Consider the following 24,356-nt stretch of genomic DNA (forward strand, 5'->3'; position numbering starts at 1 on the left):
CGCGCCCATCAATGAGGTAATAAGTATGTCCAATGTAGAACTGGAAGCCGCTGTTTTTCGACGTTTGTTGACCCACCTTGATAGCCGCAAGGACGTGCAGAATATTGAGCTTATGAACTTGGCCGGGTTTTGCCGTAACTGTCTGTCAAAATGGTATGTGGCGGCGGCGGAAGAAGCTGGAGAGAGTGTCGACCTGGAGCAGGCCAGAGAGATGGTCTACGGCATGCCCTATGCCGAGTGGAAAGAAAAGCACCAAACCGAAGCGACTCCAGAGCAGCGCGCCGCTTTCGAAAAAAGTCACTGAGCGCCGCCGTATAGCCTTATTGGATTGGCGGCGCAGAGGCTGCGCCAGCGAGTCTACAGCGGGCCGTAGGGAAGAAAGCGGTTAATACTGTTTTCGCGGATCCACTGCAGCAGTGTTTTATCCAGGCGTTCACCGCGTTGGCGCAATAATTTGGCCATCGGAATCACCGGGGAGGTTGCGCCTGCTTCGCAATCGGGCAGCGCTTCGGCGACGGTAAAAAATCGAATCAGGTGCAATAACAGGTCATTGTCGAAGGCTGCCAGAGTCTCCGCCCAGGCCACAGGCTCCACTTTTAGCAGCGGCCTCAGCTCGCTCAGAGCGGTCTCATCAAACATTTCTGCCAGCTGCGGTAGCTGGTTTTGCTGACTAAAGCTGGCGTAGCGCGGCAATAGTTCCGGCTTTATCTCTAGCGTTGCGACGGTTGCCGCGGCGTTCGGGTCCCAGGTTCCCAGTGACATGGTGTCATTACCTCTTTAACGAGGGCGAGAGTATACCTGCTTTGACAGAGTTGGCTACGCGGCGATATTTTTATCGGCGTCGCGGCTCAGTTCGCGCAAGTAGCGAAAGCGGGTCGAGTAGGGCTCGGTGAGCTGACGCCGGGTGCGCTGCAGAAAGCTGCCAAAGTCTTCCTCCGTGTTTTCAGTGCTGCTGAGCTGGGTGCGTAAACCGCTCCAGCTATCGCCTAACATTGAGGCGCTCTCCAGAGTAGCCTGAACCACAAACAATTCTGCCAGAACCAAATCTCCGACGGCGCGTTCTGCGCGAGCGCGCAGGGTATTGTTTTCTGCTGTATTCATGACATCTCTCTCATCAAAACCTGTATCCAGGCACCAAAATTGAACATCTCTAACGCTTTAGGAACCCGCCACGCACCAATGCAGGGCAAAGACGCGGCGATTCTAGTGGTTTTGGCCCGCGGTGCAAGTCAATTAGTGTAGATAATGCAGAAACCGTACCAAAGTCACATTACCGGAGTGTTAAGCCCTGGATTTTCGTAGTTTCGGCGTAGTGCACGATAGTCTTTCAGCGACCACTGCGGCTTCACCACTGATCTCATATCGGGGCTACTCAGGCTGAATCCATAATCTGAAGTTTGAATAAGGCTGCGCCGATAAAGACTGCTCAATGTCGATGTGTTCTTCGGTTTACTGCTGACGCCGTAGACCAGCCCGGCTAATACCATGCGCTCTTCCTGCGTGGATTTTTCCCTGGCGCGGGAGCATCTCATCTGCGCTTCGATGACTGTAATTGCAAAACCTCAGGCAACACCTGTCCTCTTGCGCCCGAGGGCCTGTTGGTGCCAATAACTTGAGACAGGGTAGAGGCAATATCAACAGTCTCGATCTCGCGAAAAACCCGCTGCGACTTTAAACCAGCTCCGGCAAAGATCACCGGTACATAAGTATCGTAGCGCCACGGCGAGCCATGCGTAACGGCAACGGTTAAACCATCAAAATCATTGATGAACCAGTTCGGTTCGAACACTATAAAAACATCACCCGAGCGACGTGGGTTATGGCTGTTCAGTATCAGCCGGTTGATATCTGTATCGGCAACCTGACCATTCATAAGTGCCGTAGTTGAAAGCGCGAGACTTACTCCTTCAAACATCATCATTTCGCGTGCAACGGCCTTCTCAACCGCAGCCTGATTCAGCCCCTGATCGCGGATCAGCTGCCGATTCAGATAGATATAGGGTGGGAAGAACTTCTGTATCAACTCACCACCAATACCAAATTTCTGTTTCAGGTTCACAATGCCAGCTGCTGTGTCCCAGTTATCAGGCGTGACATAACCTGCCTCGATACCGTATTCGTTTAGCAGCGGCGGTACCTCCGGGCTACCATGGTCTGCGGATAACACCACAAGAGTATTCTTTAGTCCCACCTTATGATCCACGTACGCCAGTAAATCAGCCAGTGTACGGTCGAGCCGCAGCAAATTGTCTTCTGCTTCGAGACTCGACGGACCGAACAAGTGGCCCACATAGTCCGTCGAAGAAAAACTCACCGATAAATAGTCAGTAACAGCATCTTCTCCAATGGCCTCGTTGTCGATCAGCTGTTTGGCAAACTCCAGTGTCAGCTCGTCACCTGCGGGAGAAACGGTAAGCTGGGTGGTAAAATACTTACCGTCACCCGGGCCGTAAGGGTGCGGAAACACGCGGCCATAGTCTCCCAAATTTGTCTCCCAGGCCTGATCGTCCGCATCAGCATGAGTGTACGCGGAAGGTTCAAGCATCAGCTCCCAGTTTTGGTTTGCATAACGCTGGGCCGGCTGCTTCGCATTGAATTCGCTGACCCATTGGGGATACTGATCGTAATAAAAAGAACTGGTGACAAACTCGCCGGTTGCCTTGGAAAACCAGAAAGCCTTACCCGCATGGCCGGCCATCGAAACCGCGCCACGATCCTTAACAGAGACACCGAATATTTTAGCTGTATTTGCGGTGTGAATGGCTAGTTCATCACTAAATGTCGACACTAGCATTGCAGCTGGTGAACGACCATCACTGCGCGCCACGCGCTGTGTGGGGTCAATTTCAGTTGCCTTGTCCACATCAGCACCCTTCGTCAGCAAAGGGTACCGGCTATCTTCGATGTTATAGGTCATCTCACCGGACTCTCGGTCAAACCATATATTGGCGATAAGCCCGTGATCAGCAGGGTAAGCGCCTGTTGCCAACGTTGCATGACCGACTATGGTTTCGGTATTGGAGTGCGCATGATGGGCGTTCTCATAAACCACGCCCTCACTTAACAGATAACGAAAACCACCTTTACCCATCTTCTCAAGGTAACGTGCCGGCAGATCCCCGCGGAGTTGGTCAACGGTTATTTGCAGCACCAGGCGCGGTGGTTTGTCAGCCGCCGTAGAGACTAACGGCACCATCAGGCTCAAAAGAGTCAGAAGAGGAAGGATAGTTTTTGCCATGATGCTGCACCTGGTTATTTGTCCATGCGAAATAATTGAGGACCGAAGCGGACGGTCCTCAAACATGAATTTCAGCTTATCCGTTCTCAGCCAGAGCAGCAAACCAACTCCACTACTAGTGGCTAACCGCGGAGTTATTCTGGGTCGCCTCGGAGACTCGCTAATTCACTTGAGCAGCTTCATCCAGCTGCAACATATGACGTTCAGACGCTTGCCAAGAGAGCTTTATTTGGCTTTAGAATCCTTTGCTGAATCGCCTTTCTCAAGTTTATCTCAGATGTCAGACACTCCGAAACTGAGTGACCGCTGTGTGGTCAAATCAGACTTACTTGAGTCTAAACCTGAATCAGGTCGTATGAATGACAGGCGCGGCATTGAGCAGCACATCCGCTGTGCGTGCTGGTAGTGGATTGACGTCATTCGAATGTCACACATCCGGCGAAAGCCAGCGTTTCAGCAGGTCCGCTTTCACCTGACAATGGTAGTTAGTTTCTCTTGCGCTTCATGGCGCCTAGCCCCAGTAGCGCGGAACCGAATAGCCAAGCGGCGGCCGGAAGTGGGACCTGTGGAACATAAACAACTTCAAGCTTGAAGGTTTCAGTGGTCGGCGACTGGTTAATGTCGTAGCGTGAATGCTGGGCTGTGTTTCTGCCAGAGGCGCCACAGCAAACAACATTCGAACCGAAGGAAAAAAGCTCAGCCTTGAACCACAACTCGGTTCCACCGAGTAAGCTCGTCGGAAGCGCATCATAGAGGCCACCCGAGTTGGCTGCACCATAGGCCGGTGTAGTGACATTGAGGAGTTCGACCCATGTTGCCCCGTCCTTGGAACCATAGAAATAATTGTGTCCCTCGCTGTAAGCCCAGTGAAACGTCGGGTTGTTAGTCCGCACGTTAGCAGCAGCGACGGTCTCAGTTCCGAAATCGAATTTGTATGTGATGACGCCTGGCGTTGTGGCTCCCTCTGTTGCCCCGCCGGTGACAGGTATATACGCGCGAACGGTAGACTCTGAATACAGGGTCGCGTTAGTGACGCTATGTATGTAGGTCTGGGCGTTGGAGTCGTACGGATTAGAGTAAGAGTAACTAAAGTCGAACGGACCTGCAGTTGTAGCAGCGAATGCCGGGAGGACCGAACCCATAAACGTAAAAACAGCAAGTGTGTGTAGTAACTTCATATCGCCCCTTCTATGTGAATACATTGACAGCAAGTTTCAATTTCACGGTTGTGAAAGCTCATGCAGAGAGTATGCACAATTCGTGCCAGCGTAATGAAATCAATGGGTTAGCGAACACTGAATTAGCGAAGTGTAAAATAACCTGACAAAAAAAGGGGGTATTTGGATCCGGTGATAGTTTTCCGTAACCGGCGAGGGCCTTATGCCGTTAGGCGCCAGTCAGGCAAATTTCTGTTGGGTGTAGCGTGTCCCAACTAGGGCAGTGCAAACGCCAGATACTGATCCCCACTGGCAGTGCCCAGCTTGCCTCCGCTGCAGACCACCACCAGATACTGGCGTCCATTGATCATGTAGGTGGACGGTGTGCTATAGCCGGCCGCGGGTAACTGGTACTCCCACAGAATTTCTCCGTTGTCCTGATCGAAGGCCCGCAGTTTTTCGTCCGGCGTGGCAGCAATAAACACGAGGCCGCTCGCCGTGGCGATAGAGCCGCCGTAATTGCGGGTGCCGGTAATGGGTATGCCTTCGGCAGTCAGCTGTGGGAATTCACCCAGCGGTACCTGCCACAGGCGTTTACCGCTGTTGAGATTAACTGCGGTTAAGGTGCCCCAGGGTGGCTTGTTGGCTGGATAACCGCGGTCATCGAGAAAATCAGCGTAGCCGTTAAACATGTAGACCGTCTCGTTCTCGCTTTTATGCGCGCTACTGCTGCCCGCGGTCTGCTCGCGGCCGCTATCGGTAGCCTGCCACAGGTATTCAAGCACCGCGCTGCGTTCGTGATCTGGCAGATTGCCAAACGGCATCATGCGGCCCTTGCCTCTAACGATAGTGCTCATTGCAGCTTTCTTGTTGGTGCGCTTGGCGAGATCGGTCAATGGCGGGGCATAGGGATAGAAACCTTCGAAGTTAACGCCGTGGCAGCCGGCGCAGTGTTTGCGATAAACGAAGCTGCCAAACCCGGGCCGGTCGCCAGCGGGTGCTTGCACCGGGCCAATGCTGATGCGGTGTGTGGTTTCTGTAGCGTTAATAAAGTAGATGCCAGTGGCGGCATTGACGCTACCGCCGCCCCAGTTGGCGCCGCCGTAAAAGCCGGGGAAAAAAATGGTGGGCTTGAGTCCGATCGGGCGCATATAGGCGAAGGGCTGTGACGCCTCGTATAGCTTGGTGACATAAGCATTGGCGCTGGCTGAGATATCGGTTATTTGATCTGGTGTGAAGGCCTGGCGTGTAAAAGGTTCTGGCAGGGTAACGCGTGGCTGGGTGGGGTAGGCAAGCTCACCGGGTACATCCGAAGCCGGCACGGGAACCTCTTCGATCGGAAATATCGGCTTGCCCGTATTGCGGTCCAGTAAATACAGCACGCCCTGTTTTGAGGCCTGCACCAGCGCGGGAATTGTCTTACCGTTTTGAGTAATGTTAACCAGAGTTGGTGCCGAGCTCAGGTCACGGTCCCAGATATCATGATGTACTGCTTGATAGTGCCAGATGCGCTTACCGGTAGTCGCATTCAGCGCAATGATTGAGTTGCCGAACAGGTTGGCGCCGTGACGCTGAGAACCGTCGAAGTCCGGGGTGGGAGAGCCGGTGGGTACAAAAACTACGCCATTGTCTTTGTCGACACTCAAGCCTGCCCAGGCATTGGCGCCGCCAGCACTGCGCCAGGCGCCTTCCGGCCAGGTGTCATAACCAAACTCGCCGGGATGGGGGATAGTGTGAAAAGACCATACCAGTCGGCCGCTGCGCACGTTGTAGGCGCGAATGTCGCCGGGCGCTGCGCCTTCGCCTTCTGTGACTGCACTGCCCAGAATAATCAGGTCGCCGTAAATGACACCGGGGGAGGGTGAGTAGACAGAGATTTTGTCAGGCTCGCGGCCCAGACCCTGGCGCAGATCGACGACGCCTTTGTCTCCGAACCCTTGAATCAGTTTACCAGTGCGCGCGTTCAGTGCGTACATATTGTGCGAGGCGTTGAAAAACAGACGTTGGTCGTCATCATGCTGCCAATAGGTGACGCCGCGCATGTAGGAGCCCAGCAGTCCTTCTTCCTCGGCAAACGGGTCGAAGGTCCACAGTTCAGCCCCGGTTTCGGCGTTAATGGCAAACACATGATGTAAGGGGTTGCGGCCGTAGAGTATGTCGTCGATCACGATCGGGTTGAGTTGCAGTTCTGAGCTGGAGAACAGTTCAGCCCCTTTGGCGCTCGCGTAACTCCAGACGGGCTTTAGCTGCTGTACGTTGCCGCGATGGATTTGTGTCAGTGTCGAAAATTTGGCATTGCCGTCATCGCCACCGGCAACCTCCCAGGTCGCAGAGGGTGCGGCAAGAGCGGCGCTCGTAAGCAGCAATAATACGAGTGCGTGCCAACGGAAAATTAGAGAGTGCAGGGACATAGGTTTGTTGGCTCATTGGTTTAAGCGCATTATTGGCGTCAGCTGCAGTGATGGCAACCGCAACTCGGCGGCAGTGGCGCTGATGGTTGAACCATTGGCAAAAGAATGGATGAGAGGATAGGGGAGCAGAGTCAGTGGAGTTGGCACAGTTAGCAGAAATAGAGGCCATTAAGGCTCTCAAGGCGCGTTACTTCAGGACCCCGGATACCAAGCAGTGGCAGGCTTGGGGCGAATGCTTTACCGAGGATGTTCAGGCCAGCTTCGACGGTGCTGATAGCAGTTTCGACTTCAGCTCACGCGAGGGCCCGGTCAACACCAATGCGGCGCTGTTGGCTGATGTTCCAGGCTAGACCGCCAAGCCCCGATTGGACTTGCCAGAGTATGTTGGCATAATCACGGCCTTTAGCGGGTATTCGCGAATAGCGGGCAGCAGCCGGTTAAACGCCTCAAGAGGACAGGTTCTATGAAGTTAGGCGTTAGTCAAATGAGTTTCGGCAGTCGTGCGCAGCTCAATATGGATTTGATCAAGCATGCTGAGAACCTCGGCTTTCATTCGGTGTGGACGGCAGAGGCTTATGGTAGCGATGCAGTGTCCACCGCCAGTTGGATATTGGCACAGACCAGCAAAATCAATGTGGGTACTGCCATTATGCAGATGCCCGCGCGCACGCCGGCGATGGCGGCCATGACAGCGATGACTCTGGATCATCTGTCAGGCGGCCGCTTTATTATGGGCCTGGGCCCGTCTGGACCGCAGGTGGCCGAGGGCTGGCACGGTCAAATATACGGCAAGCCGTTGACGCGCACCCGCGAGTACATCGGCATCATTCGTCAGATACTAGCCCGCCAGGCTCCACTGGAGCATGAGGGCGAGTTTTATCATATTCCCAATCACGAAACCGGCAGCACCGGCCTCGGTAAGCCGCTGAAGAGTATTTTGCACGGCAACCCCGATTTGCCAATCTATACCGCGTCCATTAGTCCCAACGGATTACGCTGTGCGGCCGAATGCGCAGACGGAGTATTTCCAATGATGCTCAAGCCTGAGACGTATGATGAGGTGCTCAAACCATTTCTGGATGAGGGGTTCGCCCGCGCGGGCGGCGGTAAAAGCAAGGCCGATTTTACGGTGGCTCCTGGCGTTTCCTGCCTGGTGGGCGACTATGATAAGTTTGCTCCGATGGTGAAGGCCAACATGGCGCTTTATATTGGTGGTATGGGCGCGCGTGGCAAGAATTTTTATAATGATCTTGCCAAACGCATGGGCTACGTTGATGCAGCGGTGGAAATTCAGGATCATTATCTTGCGGGTAATAAGGATGCCGCGATTGCCGCTGTGCCGGATGACCTGGTGGACGCGGTGCACCTGATTGGTCCGGAGGAGAAAATCCGTGAGCGGGCTAAAGTGTGGAAGGCAAGTGGTGAGCGTGGTGAAGTTGATCTGATGATGGTGGGAACTATGCAAACCGAGGCATTGGATATTCTGGCGGACGAGCTACTTTAGTGGTTGCTTCACAGATCAACCACAGTCAACGGGTATATCTTTGTGCCATCAATGGCAAAGGTTCGGGTTAATGGTTAGCATGAGTTTTGAAGGTCGAGGTAGTGCAGGTTTTGCGGCTTAAGAAATATGGCTGGATAGCATTCGCACCGTTACTGCTCGCCGGTTGCGCGGGGCAACGCACGGTGGAGACTGAAGTGGGCGGGCGCCTGGTCTGCGACACTATGTTTCTGTATGAAATGTGTGCGCAGGACCTGACCGGTAATGGTCAGGTGGATCTGCTCTACTTCTCTGATACCAACGAAATTTTCATGTACCGCGAAGGTACCGCAGACATTGTCACACAAGTTTTGCCCTTACACAGGTGTGCAGTGCCCATGCCGCCCGACACTCTGGATTACAGCACACGACTGATGTACGCCACAGATGATATGGGGACTATGGAGCGGCTCGATCTCAAGCGTCGATTGATCAGCAACTACCTGAATGAAAGACCGGTTATTGATGAATGTCTTGAGAGTCACGACGGGCCTGCCGAAGGGCCCGAGCAGGACGACTTCGGCGAAGATGACGACATGGTAGACTTTTAGGGCTGCAGCTGCTCAAGAGCATAGCTGAGCACGCTTAGGGCCTCGACCCGCTCGGCGTAGGCCTCTACAAACAATTTACCGACAATCATACCCTCGCTATTGACCACAAATATGCCCGGATGAGGAATGCCGTAGGCACGTTCGCCCGGCTGATAGTCTGTGTTGAGGATGCCCAGTGCAGCAACACTGGCAGCGTCGATGTCGGACAGCAGCGGGTAGGTGATACCCTCTGCTTCAACAAATGCCTGCTGTAGCTCGGGCGCGTCATATGTCATTGCCACCACGCTGATGCCGGCGGCTTTAAAAGCTTCTAGATTTTCTTGCAACTGGACCAGCTGCTTCATGCAGTAAGGTCACCAGTCTACCGAACGGTTGGCGATAAAAATCATACCTTTGTCTGGAATAAACTCGCTAATGTTGGTGACATGGCGATCGCCTAGCTGCGTCATCAGTGGTGGGAATGTGCTGCCGATGGCCAGGCCGGGATCAAAGCTGTCGTTGTCTGCGCTAACAAACATATCTTTTGTGATCGCGTCTTTGGCAAACTCTATGAGATTGCCGCGAAAGACAAAACCTACCACCAGCAAAGTCACCACGGTGCCCAAAAGAGCCTTCAGTAAAGTTTTCATATGGGGACCCGAATTGTCGCCTGAGTTCATCACAGTATACTCCAGCGGGCTGGAGTATACAGCGGGGGCGGGTGACAATGCCGGACTACTAAGAACTACTGCGGAGAGAGTAATGGACAGACGTGACATGCTCAAAGGCGTTGCAGCAACGGGTGTGGCAGGGGTCGCCGCGGCGCTATTAATGCCTTTGGTTAATGCCAGCGAACAGCCCCAGGGCCAAGCGGATCAAGCCTTTGCCGAGCTATTGCAGGCACTGAAAGAGATTGATAGTGGCTTTACGGACCCCAAGTGGCAGCTGCGCACGTCGGCAGACCAGGCTGAAGCGCGGCGTTTGTTGCTGCATGTGCTCACGCATGCTATCCAGACCTGGTTCGAGGCAGACGCGGCACGCCCGTTTTTTGTCTCATTTATTAACCGACACAAGAAGATGTTGGGCGATAATCCTGATGCTCGCTACCATCAGGCAGTCATTAGCGCTGATCACAGCTACCGAATTTATGGCAATCTGGCTCAGGCTACCTACACGAGTTTCACGGTGGAGACAGGTGTGGGGGGCGAGGGACAGGGTCTGGGTGCGACACTGAACGATACCGAGTTTGAAGCGGACGCTGACGGCAACTATGAAATTATTGCCAGTGTGAACAAGGTGGACGGCAATTGGCTGCCACTGGCGCCGGGAGCGGCCAGCATTACTACCCGTCATTACTACGAGCGCGAGCTAAGTATTAACAACGACCAGCTACATCACATTCCGATTGCTATAGAGGCGCTGCATGACGCTGGCGTCAGGCCGGCGCCAAGCGACAGCAACGTCGCTGCGGGTATCCGGCGTGTCACCGCGTTCGTCAGGGGCAATGTGGTGAACCTGGACAATAGCAACAGCCCTGAGTGGGTGTCGCGTATCCCCAATCAGTTTGTGCCGCCGCGTAAAGACAACAGCAATGAAGAGATTGCCTATGCCGCCAAGGACAACGTTTATGCAATGGCGCCGTTCTTGTTGCGCCAGGACCAGGCGCTGGTTATACGGGGGCGCTGGCCGCGCTGTCGGTTCGCCAGTGTGTTGTTGCATAATCAGCTGCTGCAAACCTTTGATTACGAAACCCGCACGATCTCCCTTAATCGCAAGCAGACTCAGTTGGAGGCCGACGGCAGCTTTACTATTGTGGTCGCGCATCGCGATCCGGGTATGCCCAATTGGCTCGATACAGAGGGGCGTCAATTCGGCATTATTTTCTGGCGTTTTCAGTTGCCAGAAGAAGCGATCGAGCCCTTGCGTACAGAAATTATTCCGCTCCCAGCGTAGTGCTTAATGGACTCTTGAGGTGTGGGTCAGATGGACTCTCTGACAACGTTTTCAGGCGAGCTATAAAGGGTCCTCAAATAATGCCTGTTTCTTCTCCAAAATCGACTTTATTGCAGACAATGGCATCATTTTTGACGAAGAAGAGGCCGTTTTCGCACAATATTTAGATCCTCTGATTAGATTGATTCCAGCCCTGACGCACAGGCCCTAAATGCCTCTCAAAAGCCGTCGGCATGGCCCCTCTGTGCCCCCAAGTGACAATTTTTGTCAGTTTGATTGGTAGTAAAGAGGGATGTCACGTTGCGATGTTCGAAACTTCTGTGGCATGTGTCACGGATTAGCTCCCGGATGCCCCTAAAGTACTGATTTTGCTGGCCATGGTATGTTTCTTGCTCCCATTATCCCTAGGTACTGAAAGATATATGCACTCGTGCACCGACACAGGCCGGTGACGAAAAAGGGGATTCAAGCGTTCATGAATGGGCATAGCAACATACCTGCAGCGTTAGCCGAGTCGTGGTTGGGCCTTCTGTGCCAGACCATGCCGGGCATTGCTCGGGCGGCTGTGTTTCCGCTGCAGTCGACATCACGTGAACCGGTTGCTAGTGCCTCTTGGCCTGAAGCCGGAGCGATCGACTTGCCGATGCGAGGCGTGGCTGGTAAAGCTCTGTCGAGAATGCAGCCAGTAGTGAGCTGTCAGGACACACCAGGAAGCGGACAAGAGTTGGGCATGTACATTGCCTGCCCCATCGTTCTGGGTGGTCAGTTGCTGGGTGTGATCGCAGTCGAGACCAATAGCGCCGATCAGAGTCAGCAGCGAACCGTGTTGCAGATGCTCAATTGGGGCAGTCTGTGGTTGCAGTTGATTTTGCAGAGCGAGGGCAGTGGGCCTGCGCTATCTGCGGAATATCAACGGGTGTTGGGCGTAGCATTGAGCGCGCAGGACCTGACGGCGGCTTGCACTGCAGCAGCCACTGAACTAGCCAAGGTGTTGGGCGCAGAGCGCGTCAGCATAGGAATACGCGCGGGTGTGCGGATACGTCTTCAATCACTGTCAGACAATGCCAGTTTCGACCCACGTGCCAATCTGGTGCGTCGTATTGAAGCTGCTATGGATGAATGCCTGACGAGTGCGAGTGCATTGATCCACCCACGTTTGGATACCGATGGCGATGTTGCTGAGGCACATTCAGCATTGTGCCGCGAGTCTGAAGCGGGCGGCTGTCTGTCGTTGCCTCTGGCTGACGCAGATGCTGCGATTGGCGTGCTTACTGTTGAGAGCCCAGCCGGCAAAACGTTTGATGAGTCCGTTGTTGAGCGACTTTCGCAATTGGTGACCCTGTTGACCCCGATACTGGGCATGCTGCAGCAACGCGAGCGCTCAAGTCTCAGCCGCCTGCTGGACCGCGTTGGACGCGTGCTGGGTTGGACCGGCGAACACGGCCGCACTCGACGCCGCATCGCTATTAGCTGCGCTGCTCTAATAGTTTTGGTTGCAACCTTGCTGCCTGCTGATTATCGAGTGGCCAGTAATGCAGTGCTTGAAGGGACTGAGCAGCGTGTTGTGGTGGCGCCGATGGATGGTTTTCTCGAGTCCGTTTCTGCGCGACCAGGTGACACCGTTACCGCAGGTCAGATACTGGGTACGCTTGAGGATCAGGATCTCCTAATGGAGAAACTGCGCTGGGAGAGCGAGCGCGCTCAACTACAGCGCGAGCACCGGGAAGCTCTGGCAGACCGTGAACGTGCCAAAATCGGCATACTATCGGCGCGTATTCGTCAGGCTGACGCGCAGTTGATGTTGCTTGAACAGCAACTTAAGCGTACCGAATTTGTTGCGCCCTATGCTGGGGTTATTGTGCATGGCGATCCCAGTCAAAAGCTGGGGGCACCGGTAGAGCGTGGAGAGGTGCTGTTTACAGTGGCGCCTCTGAGAGACTATCGCGTAGTGCTTTCTGTTGATGAGCGCGATATCGGCGCTATCGTTACCGGGCAATCTGGCCAGTTGGTGCTGGCAGCGCAGCCGGATCAGGTTCTACCACTATCGGTTACTACCATTACCCCGGTTTCCAAAGCGGAGGCGGGTAGCAATATGTTTCGCGTGGAGGCTGCTCTTGAGGCACCTTTGGAACAGTTGCGTCCAGGTCTGCAAGGAGTCGCAAAGGTAGAAATTGGACGTCGCAGTCGACTTTGGCTGTGGACTCACACATTTACGGACTGGCTACAGCTGATGCTGTGGACCGTGTTGGGATAGGGGGCGGCGATGAATCAATCTAGCGCTACCGACGCCTGGCAACAGATTGCTCAACTCAAGCCTTGCTTGCGTGCTCACGTAAGCGTGGAAGAGCGCACCTACCGTGGCCAACAGTGGTATGTGTTGAATAATCAAAGTACGGCTCAGCATTTTCGTTTTCCAGCAGCGGCATACCGTGTCATCAGCGAATTGCAGGGCGAGCTGGCACTGAGTGAAATTCTTTCCAAGTTGCAACAGCAGGCTGCTGGCCAAGCTCCCTCTGAAGCTGAACTGGTAGGACTAATGAATCAGCTGCAGGGTAACGACCTGGTCAGCTTTGATGTGGCGCCTAACTACGAGGGGCTAGAGGCAAGGCGCAGCAGTCGCAAGCAAATGCAAATCAAGCAGCGCTTGATGGCACCGCTTTCGATGCGTTTTAGCTTGTGCGACCCAGACGCTTTTCTGGTGCGCACGCTACCGTTGGTCAGCGGCCTATTCACTCGCACCGCAGGCTATATATGGTTGCTGGCAGTGATGGCAGCCCTGATTGTGGCGGGTATGCATTGGCAGGCCCTGGCAGGCGAAGTGATGGGAGCGGTAGCAGCACCGCACAACATCGCTGCTATGGCCGTGTGTTTTACCCTGCTGAAAGTCTTACATGAGCTTGGGCACGCCTATGCTACACGTGTGCACGGTGGCGAAGTACATAATATGGGTGTGGGCTTTCTGGTGTTGGTTCCGGTGCCTTTTGTAGACGCATCGGCTGCTACCTCACTGCCATGGAAGCACCAAAGATTGCTGGTAGGTGCAGCCGGTATGCTGGTAGAACTGTTTATCGCAGCGCTTGCTGTATTTCTTTGGGTATTGGTCGAGCCCGGTGTGGTACGCGAAATCACTTGTCTGATTATCTTTATCGCCAGCCTGTCTACGATTTTATTTAACGCCAACCCGCTGCTCAAGTTTGATGGCTACTACATGCTGGTCGATTGGCTTGAACTGCCCAATTTGTCCACACGTGCCGGGCGCTGGTACGGCTATGTGGTCCGCAAATATGCCTTTGGCGTTGCCGATGCTGAATCACCGGCCAGTAGCGCTGGTGAACAACGTTGGTACGCGGTTTATGGATTAGCATCTTTTCTGTACCGCCTGTTCGTCGCTGCGGCAATCATCTTGTTTATAGCCGGTAAGTTCTTCCTTTTTGGTGTCATTCTCGCTATCTGGGTCAGCATAACGATGCTGCTACTGCCGATCGTAAAGTATGCGCAGTATCTCATGCAGAGCCCATTACTGGCGCAGCGCCGCCCGCGCGCAATGCTGGTTAGTAGCGCTGTTATGACTGCAATTTTACTCAGTGTGTTCTATATGCCGGTACCCTCATGGACACGCGTTGAGGGGGTTATTTGGTTGCCGGAGCAGGCTCACGTGAGAGCCTCGGTGAACGGCGACCTCACCACAGTAATGGCCCGGCCGGGCCAACTGGTTGAAGAAAACACGGTGCTATTTCGCAGCGAGGACCCTCTTCTCAGTGCGCAGGTAGAGATACTGCGTGCCCAGCACGCGGAACTTAAGGCTCGGCACTACGCAGCGCAGGAAGAGAACTGGATAGAGGCCAGCAATCTCAGTGATCAACTGGCGGATGTGAGCGCGGAGCTAGAACACGCTGAGAAACAGTTACAACAGCTCGATGTCGTTAGCCCTCGTCGTGGCCGTTTTATGGCACCAAATCATCGACGTCTTCCAGGTTCCTATGTACGTCAGGGTGACATTCTGGGATATGTGGCCGCCAGTAATGCGATGCCTGTGGTGCGCCTGGTTGTCACTCAGGAAAGTGTGGGTAAGGTGCGCAGCGAGTTAGGCGAGGTAGAAGTCAGATTTTCCGGAAACCGTGTGCCCGCTGCCTCCGCTACTGTGGCGCGCGAAGTGCCAGCTGCAGCTTCCATGCTGCCCAGTAAGGTTCTGGGGAGTGCCGGCGGTGGCGTGATTATGGTTAGCGCTACTGACAAGAGTGGTCTGACCAGCGACCAGCAATTATTCCAGTTTGAGATACAGCTGCTTGAAGACCGTCCGGGCAGCTTTTTTGGTGAGCGAGTACAGGTGCGGTTCGACCACGGTAGCGAAACGCTTGCCGTACAGATATTCAGAATGGGACGTCAGTTGTTCCTTTCCAGTTTTGGTATTTAACAATGATGGATACACAGAGCAAAAATACAAACAGGGTGAATCTACTATGAGAATTCTAACCAAGACCAGAATCAGGCAGTTGATTGTGGTTTCTCTGGCGCTGGCGCTACAGCTGACTGCGCTGGCCAGGGCAGAAAGTATTCTTAGTCCGCTGGACTGTGTGCTTGAGCCATCCGAGGTGGTTGAAGTGAGTAGCGCTGTAGAAGGTGTTATCGAGCAGATACATGTTGACCGCAACGATATGGTTAAGAAGGGCCAGCTGCTGGTGGAGCTTGACGATGAAGTTGAAACTACGCAGGTAGAACTGGCTGCCGCCCGAGCAAATCTGAGAACCAATATTGATCTGATGGAAACCGAGCTAAAGTTCAACAAGCGTAATGAAGATCGTCTGGCTCAGTTGTATGCCACTAATACCATTTCGCTTCATATTAAGGACGAAGCGGAAACAGATACCAAAAAGTCCGCCTTGCAATTGAAAAATGCGCGCGAGGCTCAGCAGTTGGCGCGACTTGAACTGGCGAAAGCTAAGGCAATTTTGGAACTGCGCTCCATGCACAGTCCAATTGATGGCGTGATCGTCGCGCGGCATAAGGTGGCTGGCGAGTTTGTTGAAGATCAATCTATTCTGCGTATTGCTCAGCTTGATCCTTTGGTTGTAGAGGTCATTGTGCCTGGCGAGCGTTTTGGCACAATTAAGGAAGGTATGCTGGTTGAGGTTGTACCTGAGCACAACGGCAAGCAAGCGCTTATGGCGCGGGTCACCATGGTTGATCGAGTGATCGATCCTTCCAGTGGTACCTTTGATGTGCGCGCAGAGCTAGAGAATGACGATTACTCTATCCCTAGCGGGCTGCATTGCACCGCACAGTTTACCGATGAGCCTTACCCCGAAGCGGCGATCGCTGAAGTTAGTGCAGCCGACGCATCAGAAGTGTCGGAAGACGCAGCGCTGCTTATGCCTGCTACTCAAGACGCAGAGCAGCAGGTTGAGGCGGCACCGATGATGCATGTGGTCGATAACAAGTCCTGTCTTGAAGAATCCGCCTCGCGATTTTCGGTGACCGCGTTGGCGGAAGAAAACAGTCTCTCCCTGGATGATCTGGAAGCTGCTGTTCTTGCAAGTGGTTACTACGACGTCGTAAGACTAGAGGGAGCCCGCGGCTCCAGATTGGCTCTCGGTGTTTTCTCCTCCGAGGCCAGTGCATTGAAAATGCAGCGTTTGATGTCAGACAAAGGGATAGAGGCGGAGGTAAAAGAGCTGCCTCGAAAGTCGGCCACCAAGTGTGCGGATGGAATGTCCTACGCCGCTTTGACGCAGGTCCAGTAACCCGGAGTTTCTATGAAACGTAAGCCCGTGCTTAACAATGAAAACCGCTTCCAGCTAGAATTGTTGGAGCCTCGGTTGTTGTTTTCTGCGGACTGGGGTGGCGTGTTTGCACCTGACGTTAACGAAGACCCTGACTACAACGATGGTGGCATAGATTCTCTGCCCAAAGTATTACCGTTGGCTATTGCGCAACAGCAGGCAGAGCCGCGTCATGAACTGGTGATAGTCGATACGCAAACTCCTGATCACGAGTTAATGCTCAGCGACATATACGCACAACAGTCATCTGGAAGAACGCTCGACGTGTTGCTATTGGATTCCGAGCGCGATGGTATTGAGCAGATCAGTGAGGCACTCGCTGGTTACGACAGCCTTGATGCCATTCACATCGTTTCGCACGCCGAAGACGGAGCGGTGCAACTGGGTGACGGTTGGCTGGATGCAGCAACTTTAAACGCCGCTGGTGATGCCATAGGAAATTGGTCCCACGCACTTGATGAAGGTGCCGACCTGCTTTTTTACGGTTGTGATCTTGCTGCCAGTGATACCGGGGTATCACTGCTGCAGTCCCTCGCGGGAATGACAGGCGCCGATGTTGCGGCCAGTACTGATCGCACGGGTGCCAGTGAGCTGGGCGGTGATTGGATCTTTGAGTATGTCAGCGGTGATGTAGAAACAGAGCTTGCCTTTAGCAGTGTGCTGCAAGCCAGGTTCGATAATGTACTGGCACCCAATAGCAATCCCTATTTGGTAGGACTCAACGCAAGCCATAATTATACGGAGGGTGATGGTCCGCTGGTGCTGGATTCCTCGCTGACGATAGGCGATGTTGAACTGAACGCGCTGGATGGTGGCAATGGTAACTATGCAGGTTTGGTGGTAACCCTGGCTCGCGCTGGCGGACCCAATGCGGAAGATGTTTTTGGATTCAATAATGGCGGTGGAGAGACGGTTTCAGGCAATGAACTCTTGCGTAATGGCAATCGCGTGGGGTACTGGGACACGGGTGTGCCGGGTCAGTTGACCATGACCTTCACCGACGATAATGGCTCTTTCGTTGGAAGCGACCATTTTAGTCACTACTTTGAGCGGATTACTTATCAGAATGCTGGCAGCCTGCCCACCGGCGGTATTGCGATCGAGTGGACTGTTACTGACGGTAATACCGGCAGCCAGGGAACCGGCGGTGTTGGCAGTGTTACTGGTAGCGTGAGTATTACAACCCTTGGATTTAACGACGCGCCGACTCTGGGCAACGCAGAATCTGTGGTGACCCTGATCGAGAATACCGGTGGTGTTGCGCTGTATGCGGCCGTCGAAGTCATAGATGCCGAGCTGGATTCCTATGATGCCGGTGTTGGTAACTATGCCGGTGCCCAGTTTTCGATTGCGCGCTCGGGCGCGCCCAACGCCGAAGATTTGTTCAGTTTTTCCGACGGCAATGGCATCAGCCTGGTCGGTAACGAGTTACACAAAGCAGGGTCTGCCATAGCGAGTTTTGATACGTCGGTAGCCGGTTCTCTGATGATCACCTATACCGATGCCAACGGCCAGAACCCGACTGCGGCAGATGTGGATGCCATCCAACGCCAGATCATTTATGACACGGCCAACGATATGCCGCAGAGCAGTGTGCTACTGGACTGGAGTCTCACTGATGGCAATGCGGGTACCGAACAGGGTAATGGCGGAGCAGGCGTTACAGTGGGTAGCACTACCGTAGCGATAATTCCCAGGAATGACGCTCCGGTCTTCAATAATCTCGATGATACGCCGATCTATGCTGAAGGTGGCACCAGGGTGTTGCTTGATACGGATGTCAGCATTACTGATGCTGAGACTGATACTCTGAACGGCGGTAACGGCGACTATGATAGGGCCGTATTGACCCTCGCTCGCAGCGGCGCAAGCAATGCTGAGGATGTGTTTGGCTTTGTCGACGGCCCAGGCATTACCTTGTCCGGTAGCAACCTGATCAAAAACTTGAAGGTGATAGGCACCTTCGATACGACTGCACCCGGGCAGTTGACTGTGACCTTCACCAGCGCCAATGGCGAGATTGCCACGACCGCTGACGTCACCACGGTGGCGCGTCAAATAACCTATCTCAATACCAGCGAGGCCGCTGCGACCAGCGTACAGATAGACTGGTCAATGCAGGATGCCGTTGATAATAGCTGGTGGCACCATGACTGGTCCGAACGCGTAGAGCTGACTTTCGATAACCTCGCCAGTTTTGAAGACCTGGAAGATTTTCCGGTGCTTTTGCGCCTGACGGGGTCCGATGTTGATTTTGATCTTATTCGCAACGGCGGTGCCGACATCAGGTTTGTTGATGGCGACGGCACCTTACTGGAATATGAGATCGAGAGCTGGAATGACACCACCGAAACCGCCACCGTTTGGGTTCGTGTGCCTACCATTGATCAGTTGTCTAACACCGATTCGATCACTATGTACTTTGGTAACCCCTCAGCAGGTTCCGTATCGGTTCCGGCCAATGTGTGGGCGACAGATTATGTAGGCGTATGGCACCTGGGCGAAACCGTCACCGACGAGCAGGTTGGCGGTGTTCACGTTGATTCGGCGTCTGGCTTTAACGGAACTCAACATAATAATGACGATACGCTTGGACAGATTGGCACAGGTCAGGCGTTTGATGACAAAGCAGACGTCATCACGGTTGGTGATTATGACGCTCTGACGTTTACGGACGGACTAAATGACAAAGCTTTCTCTATGTCGGCGTGGATATCCCCCGAGCAAGACGACGGAGTGATTTTTGGCAAGCTAAATGGAGAGTACGAATACGAGTTGTTCATCGAGAATGAGGATCTTGCTATAGCGCTCTATGACACCGCTGGCGATTATATCGGGATCTATACCACCGACAAACTGCCACTTGGAAGCTGGCAGTACGTCACCGCGACTTATGACGGTAGCGGCGCTATGGCAGGCCTAAAACTCTATATTGACGGCACTGAACTGACAGGGGGTGAACTTTCTGCCTGGAGCTCTGGTACCTATGATGGCATGAGCAATACTGGGGAGGCTGCTCGTATTGGAGGGTATTCAGAGGTTGACGATCAATGGGATTTTGATGGAGAAATTGATGAAGTGCGCGTTTCCAATACGGTACGTTCAGCTGACTGGGTAGAGGCCTCTTGGCTATCGCAGCGCAGCGGCGCCAGCTTTGTTAGTTTTGGTGCCGTAGAGCGTTCGCAGGATGCTGGTGGTATTGCCACGGGTACGGGTGCCATCACAGTGACGATAGCCACCGAAAATGATGCCCCACTGCTAAGCGGGCTGGACGCTACGCCGACTTATGTAGAGGGACTTACTCCGGTAATTCTGGATAGTACCGTCTCTATCGCAGATATAGAGCTCGATACCCTCAACAATGGTGATGGCGATTATAGCGGCGCCTCACTCACTTTGAGCCGGGCGGTGACAGTCAGCGGCGACGATGTGTTCAGTTTTGTGGCAGGCAATGATATCAGTCAGTTGGGCAACGACTTGCTGAAGAATGGAAACGTTATCGCCAGCTTCGACGTCAGCACGCCAGGACAGTTACTGCTTACCTTCACTAATGCCAATGGCGAAATTCCTACCACAGCTGATGTCAACGCCATTGCAGGGCAGATTGCCTACAGCAACAGCAGTGATGTGCCGCCGGCAAGTGTGCAGGTTGACTGGACCTTCAGTGATGGCAATGTTTTGGCGCAAGGCAGTGGGGGTGCGTTGCAGGACTCGGGTAGCATAACCGTTCAGATTACAGCCCAGAATGATGCTCCTGTATTTACCTCATTGGACGATAATCCGACCTTTCGGGAACTCCCGCCACCATTTGTTTCGTTTCTTGTTCAGTTTGATGTTGATGTCAGTATCAGCGATCCGGAGCTGGATGCACTCAATGGCGGCTTGGGTAACTATGCTGGCGCGACTTTGACAATCGCGCGTGACGGCGGCAGGAATCCGGATGACTATTTCTTCATTTTGACTGACAACGGCATTACCTTTGATGGAGCCAACCTCAATAAGGGTGGCTCCGCGCTGGCGAGTTTTGACCGCAGCGTGCCCGGCCAGCTGACTATTACCTTTAATACAGCGACCACGGCCGAGGTCAACGACGTCTTGCGGCAGACGCTTTACGGCAATAGCAATGAGCTGGCGCCTGCTTCAGTCGACATGGAACTAACCTTCAACGATGGCAATATTCTTGCCCAAGGCCAGGGCAGTGACGCCAGTACCAGCGGCATCGTCACAGTCAATATTCAGAACTATAACGAGCTCCCGGTATTTGGCGGTCTTGACGCATTGCCTGGGTTTATAGAGGACACCAGTGCGATTGTGATGGACAGCAATGTGTCCATAAGCGATGTCGAGTTGGATGTGGCTAATAATGGCAACGGCGACTACAACGGCGCCAGCCTGAAGCTGGTGCGCGCAGTAGCAGCCAATAGCGATGACGTGTTTGGTTTTGTCGATGGTAATGGCATAACACTGGACAGCGGCAACCTTGTCAAGAATGGGCAGGTAATAGCCAGCTTCGATACCAGTGTTGCCGGCGAGTTAACCATCACCTACACCAATGGCAATGGCGAGACTCCCACTACCGCCGATGCCACTGCGATAGCGCGCCAATTGACTTATAGTAACAGCAGCGACTTGCCACCGGCCGGAGTCCAGATAGACTGGGAATTTAACGACGGGGTTGCTCCTGGCTGGGGTTTCGCGGGTGTGAGTGCAGTTAACGGCAGCGTCAATATTGCCATTACTTCGATTAACGAAGATCCGACGCTGAATGGACTTGATGCGACGCCTACTTTCATAGAAGACCAGGCGGCAGTGGTGCTCGATAGCAGCCTCGCAATAGCAGACCCGGAGCTGGATAGCCTCAATGGAGGTAGCGGTGATTACAATGGCGCCACCCTCACTCTGGTGCGCGATTTGGCGGCCAATCCAGACGACATTTTCGGCTTTAACGCCGGCAGTGGTATCAGCCTTATAGGTAGTAGCTTGGTTAAGAACGGGCAGAGTATTGCCAGCTTCGATACCAGTGTTGCCGGTCAGTTGAGCATCACCTATACCAATGCCAATGGCGAGACGCCTACTACGGCAGATATTAATGCGATCGCGCAGCAGCTGACCTACAGTAATAGTAGCGATTTGCCGCCGACGCACGTGCATATTAATTGGACGTTTAGTGATGGCAATGTAACTGGCCAAGGTGTCGGTGGGGTTTTAACCGCAAACAGTTCAATGACAGTAGCGCTGGTCGGGATTAATGAAACGCCAGGATTCACCAATCTGAATGCGACGCCAACTTTTTCCGAGGGCGGTGTCGCCGTAGTGCTTGACCCGGATGTAGTGCTGGTAGATAAGGAGCTGGATGGGCGCAATGGGGGCAGCGGTAATTACAGTGGTGCGGTTCTTAGTCTTGTACGTACCGGCGGTGCCAATGCAGAGGATATTTTTGGATTTAATAACGGTAATGGCATTAGTCTGGTTGGATCGAGCCTGCTAAAGAATGGCGAAGTGATTGCCAGTTTTGATACCAGCGTTGCAGGACGTGTGGATATCACGTTCACCAGGTCTAATGGCGAGATACCGAATACGGCCGATGCAGTTGCTATTGCGCGTCAGATTACCTATAGCAACAGTAGTGAAGCGCCGGAGACCTCGGTCTCGATCGACTGGACACTGGACGACGGTGGCGCACCCGCCTGGATGCATCAGGATTGGGAAGAAAGGGTCGAGATCTCATTGGACAACCTGGCCAGCTCCGAAGAGCTGAACGATTTCCCCGTGTTGATCAAGTTGAACGGTCTGGATATCGATTTTGACACGATAGCAGCCAATGGAGCAGATCTTCGCTTCACCGATGTCGACGGTGAGGTATTGTCATACGAAATAGATAGCTGGGATGATGTCGCTGAAACTGGCGCGGTTTGGGTGAAAGTAACCCATCTTGAACAGAATAGTGATAGCAATTTCATTTATATGTATCACAACAATCCAGACGCGGCAGATGACCAGGATGCGGCGCAAGTCTGGACGGACAGTTTAGGTGTATGGCACCTTGATGAAGACCCAGGCCCAGGTCTGGCAGATCAAATACTGGACTCCGCGGGCACGGCGAACCATGGTACGGCAGGCGCGTCCCACGGCACTGACGACAGCGTTGGTGGCAACGTGGGCGACGCGATAAAGTTCGACGCGATCGGTGATCATATAGGTGTAGGCGCCACTGATCTCGGTAGTAGCTTCACGATTGAGGCATGGATAAAGCCAGATTCAGCTCATGCAGGGTCTATGACAATTATTGCCAATACGCCCATTGGCTCCGATATGAATGGTTTTAGATTTTTCTTCAGGGGTGATGCTGGAAACCCTGATGACGGGCAGTTGCGTTTTGAGACCGGTAACACCCTAACCAGTAACACAGGTACCTCACTTGCAGGGGTTATCGATTTTGACCAGTGGAACCATGTTGCGGTTGAAGTGGATCGCGATGCGGGTTGGGTACGTATCTATCACAACGGCGTCGACGTCACAGATAGCAATACTGTATTGACTGGTTTCTCGACTAACAGCGATTTTGATATCGGTCAAATGGAGGGAGGAGGGTTTGATTTTTCCGGTTCTATTGATGAGCTGCGGATTGCCAATGTAGCTCGCTCAGCAGATTGGATCGAAGCCTCATACTTGTCTCAAAGCAGCGGCTTTGCCTTTGCCAGTCTTGGTAGCGCGCTCAGTTACACTGATTTTGCCGACAATAAGTCGGTGACGCAGGCCAACTCGGTCATTATCGCTGGAGTTAATGACCAGCCGGGTATGGTTGGCCTTGACGCATCGCCAAACTTTACCGAAGACCAGCCTGCGATAGTGATGGATTCCAGTGTCACAATTACAGATCTTGAACTCGATAGCCTTAATGGCGGTAATGGTGACTACACTGGCGCGAGCCTGACGCTGGCGCGTAATATCACCGCTAACCCAGACGATGTGTTTGGCTTTGTCGATGACAATGGTATTAGCCTGTCTGGCAGCAATCTGCTCAAGGGCGGCGATATCATTGCCAGCTTTGATACCAGTGTGGCGGGCGAGCTAACGATTACCTTCACCAACCCGACGAGTGCCGTGGCGACCACCGCCGATGTGAACGCGATTGCCCAGCAGCTCACTTACAGCAACACTAATGATCAGCCGCCGGTGAGTGTGCAGATCGACTGGGACCTGAGTGACGGCAACGTTACCGATCAGGGCTCCGGTGGCCCCTTGGGTGCGAGTGGTTCGATTACAATAGGAATAACTTCGGCCAATGAAAACCCAACTTTCAGTGGATTAGATGGGGCCCCGACCTTTATTGAGGACCAGGCTGCTGTCATCCTGGATAGCGATGTTACGATTGCTGACCCGGAACTCGATAGCCTTAATGGCGGTAATGGTGACTATACTGGCGCGAGCCTTACACTGGCCCGCAACCTGGCAGCGAATCCCGAAGACGTGTTTGGCTTCGCAACGGGTAATGGCATCAGCCTCAGCGGCGGCAACCTGCTCAAGGGCGGCGATATCATTGCCAGCTTTGATACCAGCGTGGCGGGTGAGCTAACGATTACTTTCGCCAGTCCCGCTACTGCCGTGGCGACTACTGCGGATGTGAACGCGATTGCGCAACAACTGACGTACAGCAACACCAACGACCTGCCGCCAGCCAGTGTGCAGATCAACTGGGATCTGAGCGATGGCAACGGTACGGCGCAAGGCACCGGTGGCGCACTGG

The 24,356-nt window shown here is 53.6% G+C and carries 16 protein-coding genes; 9 read left to right on the forward strand and 7 right to left on the reverse strand.

Annotation, left to right across the window (positions count from 1 at the left end; genetic code table 11):
- The first annotated feature begins 25 nt into the window (after positions 1-25).
- Positions 26-304, forward strand: coding sequence for a DUF1244 domain-containing protein (locus EYC98_RS20155; RefSeq protein ID WP_279247202.1), 279 nt, complete (start codon positions 26-28; stop codon positions 302-304).
- Positions 305-357: 53 nt separating this feature from the next.
- On the opposite strand, the gene EYC98_RS20160 is transcribed toward EYC98_RS20155, so the two are convergent.
- The 5 genes from EYC98_RS20160 to EYC98_RS20180 form a co-directional block, all read right to left on the reverse strand.
- Positions 358-762, reverse strand: coding sequence for a hypothetical protein (locus tag EYC98_RS20160; RefSeq protein WP_279247203.1), 405 nt, complete (start codon positions 760-762; stop codon positions 358-360).
- 54 nt (positions 763-816) lie between these two features.
- Positions 817-1,101, reverse strand: a complete 285-nt coding sequence (locus EYC98_RS20165; RefSeq protein WP_279247204.1) for a hypothetical protein — start codon at positions 1,099-1,101, stop codon at positions 817-819.
- A 427-nt stretch (positions 1,102-1,528) separates the two neighbouring features.
- On the reverse strand, positions 1,529-3,238 hold the full coding sequence (locus EYC98_RS20170) for an alkaline phosphatase family protein (RefSeq protein WP_279247205.1): 1,710 nt from the start codon (positions 3,236-3,238) through the stop codon (positions 1,529-1,531).
- 485 nt (positions 3,239-3,723) lie between these two features.
- Positions 3,724-4,416: a VPLPA-CTERM sorting domain-containing protein gene (locus tag EYC98_RS20175; RefSeq protein WP_279247206.1), complete on the reverse strand. Its 693-nt coding sequence runs from the start codon at positions 4,414-4,416 to the stop codon at positions 3,724-3,726.
- A gap of 254 nt (positions 4,417-4,670) precedes the next feature.
- Positions 4,671-6,806, reverse strand: a complete 2,136-nt coding sequence (locus tag EYC98_RS20180; protein WP_279247207.1) for an outer membrane protein assembly factor BamB family protein — start codon at positions 6,804-6,806, stop codon at positions 4,671-4,673.
- A gap of 134 nt (positions 6,807-6,940) precedes the next feature.
- On the opposite strand from EYC98_RS20180, the gene EYC98_RS20185 reads away from it, so the two are divergent.
- The 3 genes from EYC98_RS20185 (at position 6,941) to EYC98_RS20195 (ending at position 8,897) form a co-directional block, all read left to right on the forward strand.
- Positions 6,941-7,156 carry a nuclear transport factor 2 family protein gene (locus EYC98_RS20185; protein ID WP_279247208.1) on the forward strand — a complete coding sequence of 72 codons (216 nt, stop codon included), beginning with the start codon at positions 6,941-6,943 and terminating at the stop codon, positions 7,154-7,156.
- 113 nt (positions 7,157-7,269) lie between these two features.
- A complete protein-coding gene (locus EYC98_RS20190; RefSeq protein ID WP_279247209.1) occupies positions 7,270-8,310 on the forward strand; it encodes an LLM class F420-dependent oxidoreductase in 1,041 nt (346 codons plus the stop codon).
- Positions 8,311-8,396: 86 nt separating this feature from the next.
- Positions 8,397-8,897: a hypothetical protein gene (locus EYC98_RS20195; RefSeq protein WP_279247210.1), complete on the forward strand. Its 501-nt coding sequence runs from the start codon at positions 8,397-8,399 to the stop codon at positions 8,895-8,897.
- Here the strand turns inward: EYC98_RS20195 and EYC98_RS20200 are convergent.
- Together EYC98_RS20200 and EYC98_RS20205 are read right to left on the reverse strand one after the other, a co-directional pair.
- A complete protein-coding gene (locus EYC98_RS20200; RefSeq protein ID WP_279247211.1) occupies positions 8,894-9,241 on the reverse strand; it encodes a redoxin domain-containing protein in 348 nt (115 codons plus the stop codon). The two genes, EYC98_RS20195 and EYC98_RS20200, sit on opposite strands and share 4 nt — an antisense overlap.
- A 9-nt stretch (positions 9,242-9,250) precedes the next feature.
- A complete protein-coding gene (locus EYC98_RS20205) occupies positions 9,251-9,526 on the reverse strand; it encodes a hypothetical protein (RefSeq protein WP_279247212.1) in 276 nt (91 codons plus the stop codon).
- A 112-nt stretch (positions 9,527-9,638) separates the two neighbouring features.
- Here EYC98_RS20205 and EYC98_RS20210 point away from each other — a divergent pair, with 112 nt between their 5' ends.
- The 5 genes from EYC98_RS20210 to EYC98_RS20230 all read left to right on the forward strand — a co-directional run.
- Complete coding sequence (locus EYC98_RS20210; protein ID WP_279247213.1) at positions 9,639-10,829, forward strand: DUF1214 domain-containing protein; 1,191 nt, start codon at positions 9,639-9,641, stop codon at positions 10,827-10,829.
- A 475-nt stretch (positions 10,830-11,304) separates the two neighbouring features.
- Positions 11,305-13,083 carry an efflux RND transporter periplasmic adaptor subunit gene (locus tag EYC98_RS20215; RefSeq protein WP_279247214.1) on the forward strand — a complete coding sequence of 593 codons (1,779 nt, stop codon included), beginning with the start codon at positions 11,305-11,307 and terminating at the stop codon, positions 13,081-13,083.
- A 9-nt stretch (positions 13,084-13,092) separates the two neighbouring features.
- Positions 13,093-15,243, forward strand: coding sequence for a hypothetical protein (locus EYC98_RS20220; protein WP_279247215.1), 2,151 nt, complete (start codon positions 13,093-13,095; stop codon positions 15,241-15,243).
- 46 nt (positions 15,244-15,289) lie between these two features.
- Positions 15,290-16,570, forward strand: a complete 1,281-nt coding sequence (locus tag EYC98_RS20225) for an efflux RND transporter periplasmic adaptor subunit (RefSeq protein ID WP_279247216.1) — start codon at positions 15,290-15,292, stop codon at positions 16,568-16,570.
- 12 nt (positions 16,571-16,582) lie between these two features.
- Positions 16,583-24,356, forward strand: a 7,774-nt coding sequence (locus EYC98_RS20230) for a DUF2341 domain-containing protein (protein WP_279247217.1), incomplete at its 3' end; no start/stop codon positions are given.

Source organism: Candidatus Litorirhabdus singularis (assembly GCF_026262625.1).
Lineage (GTDB): Bacteria > Pseudomonadota > Gammaproteobacteria > Pseudomonadales > Halieaceae > Litorirhabdus > Litorirhabdus singularis.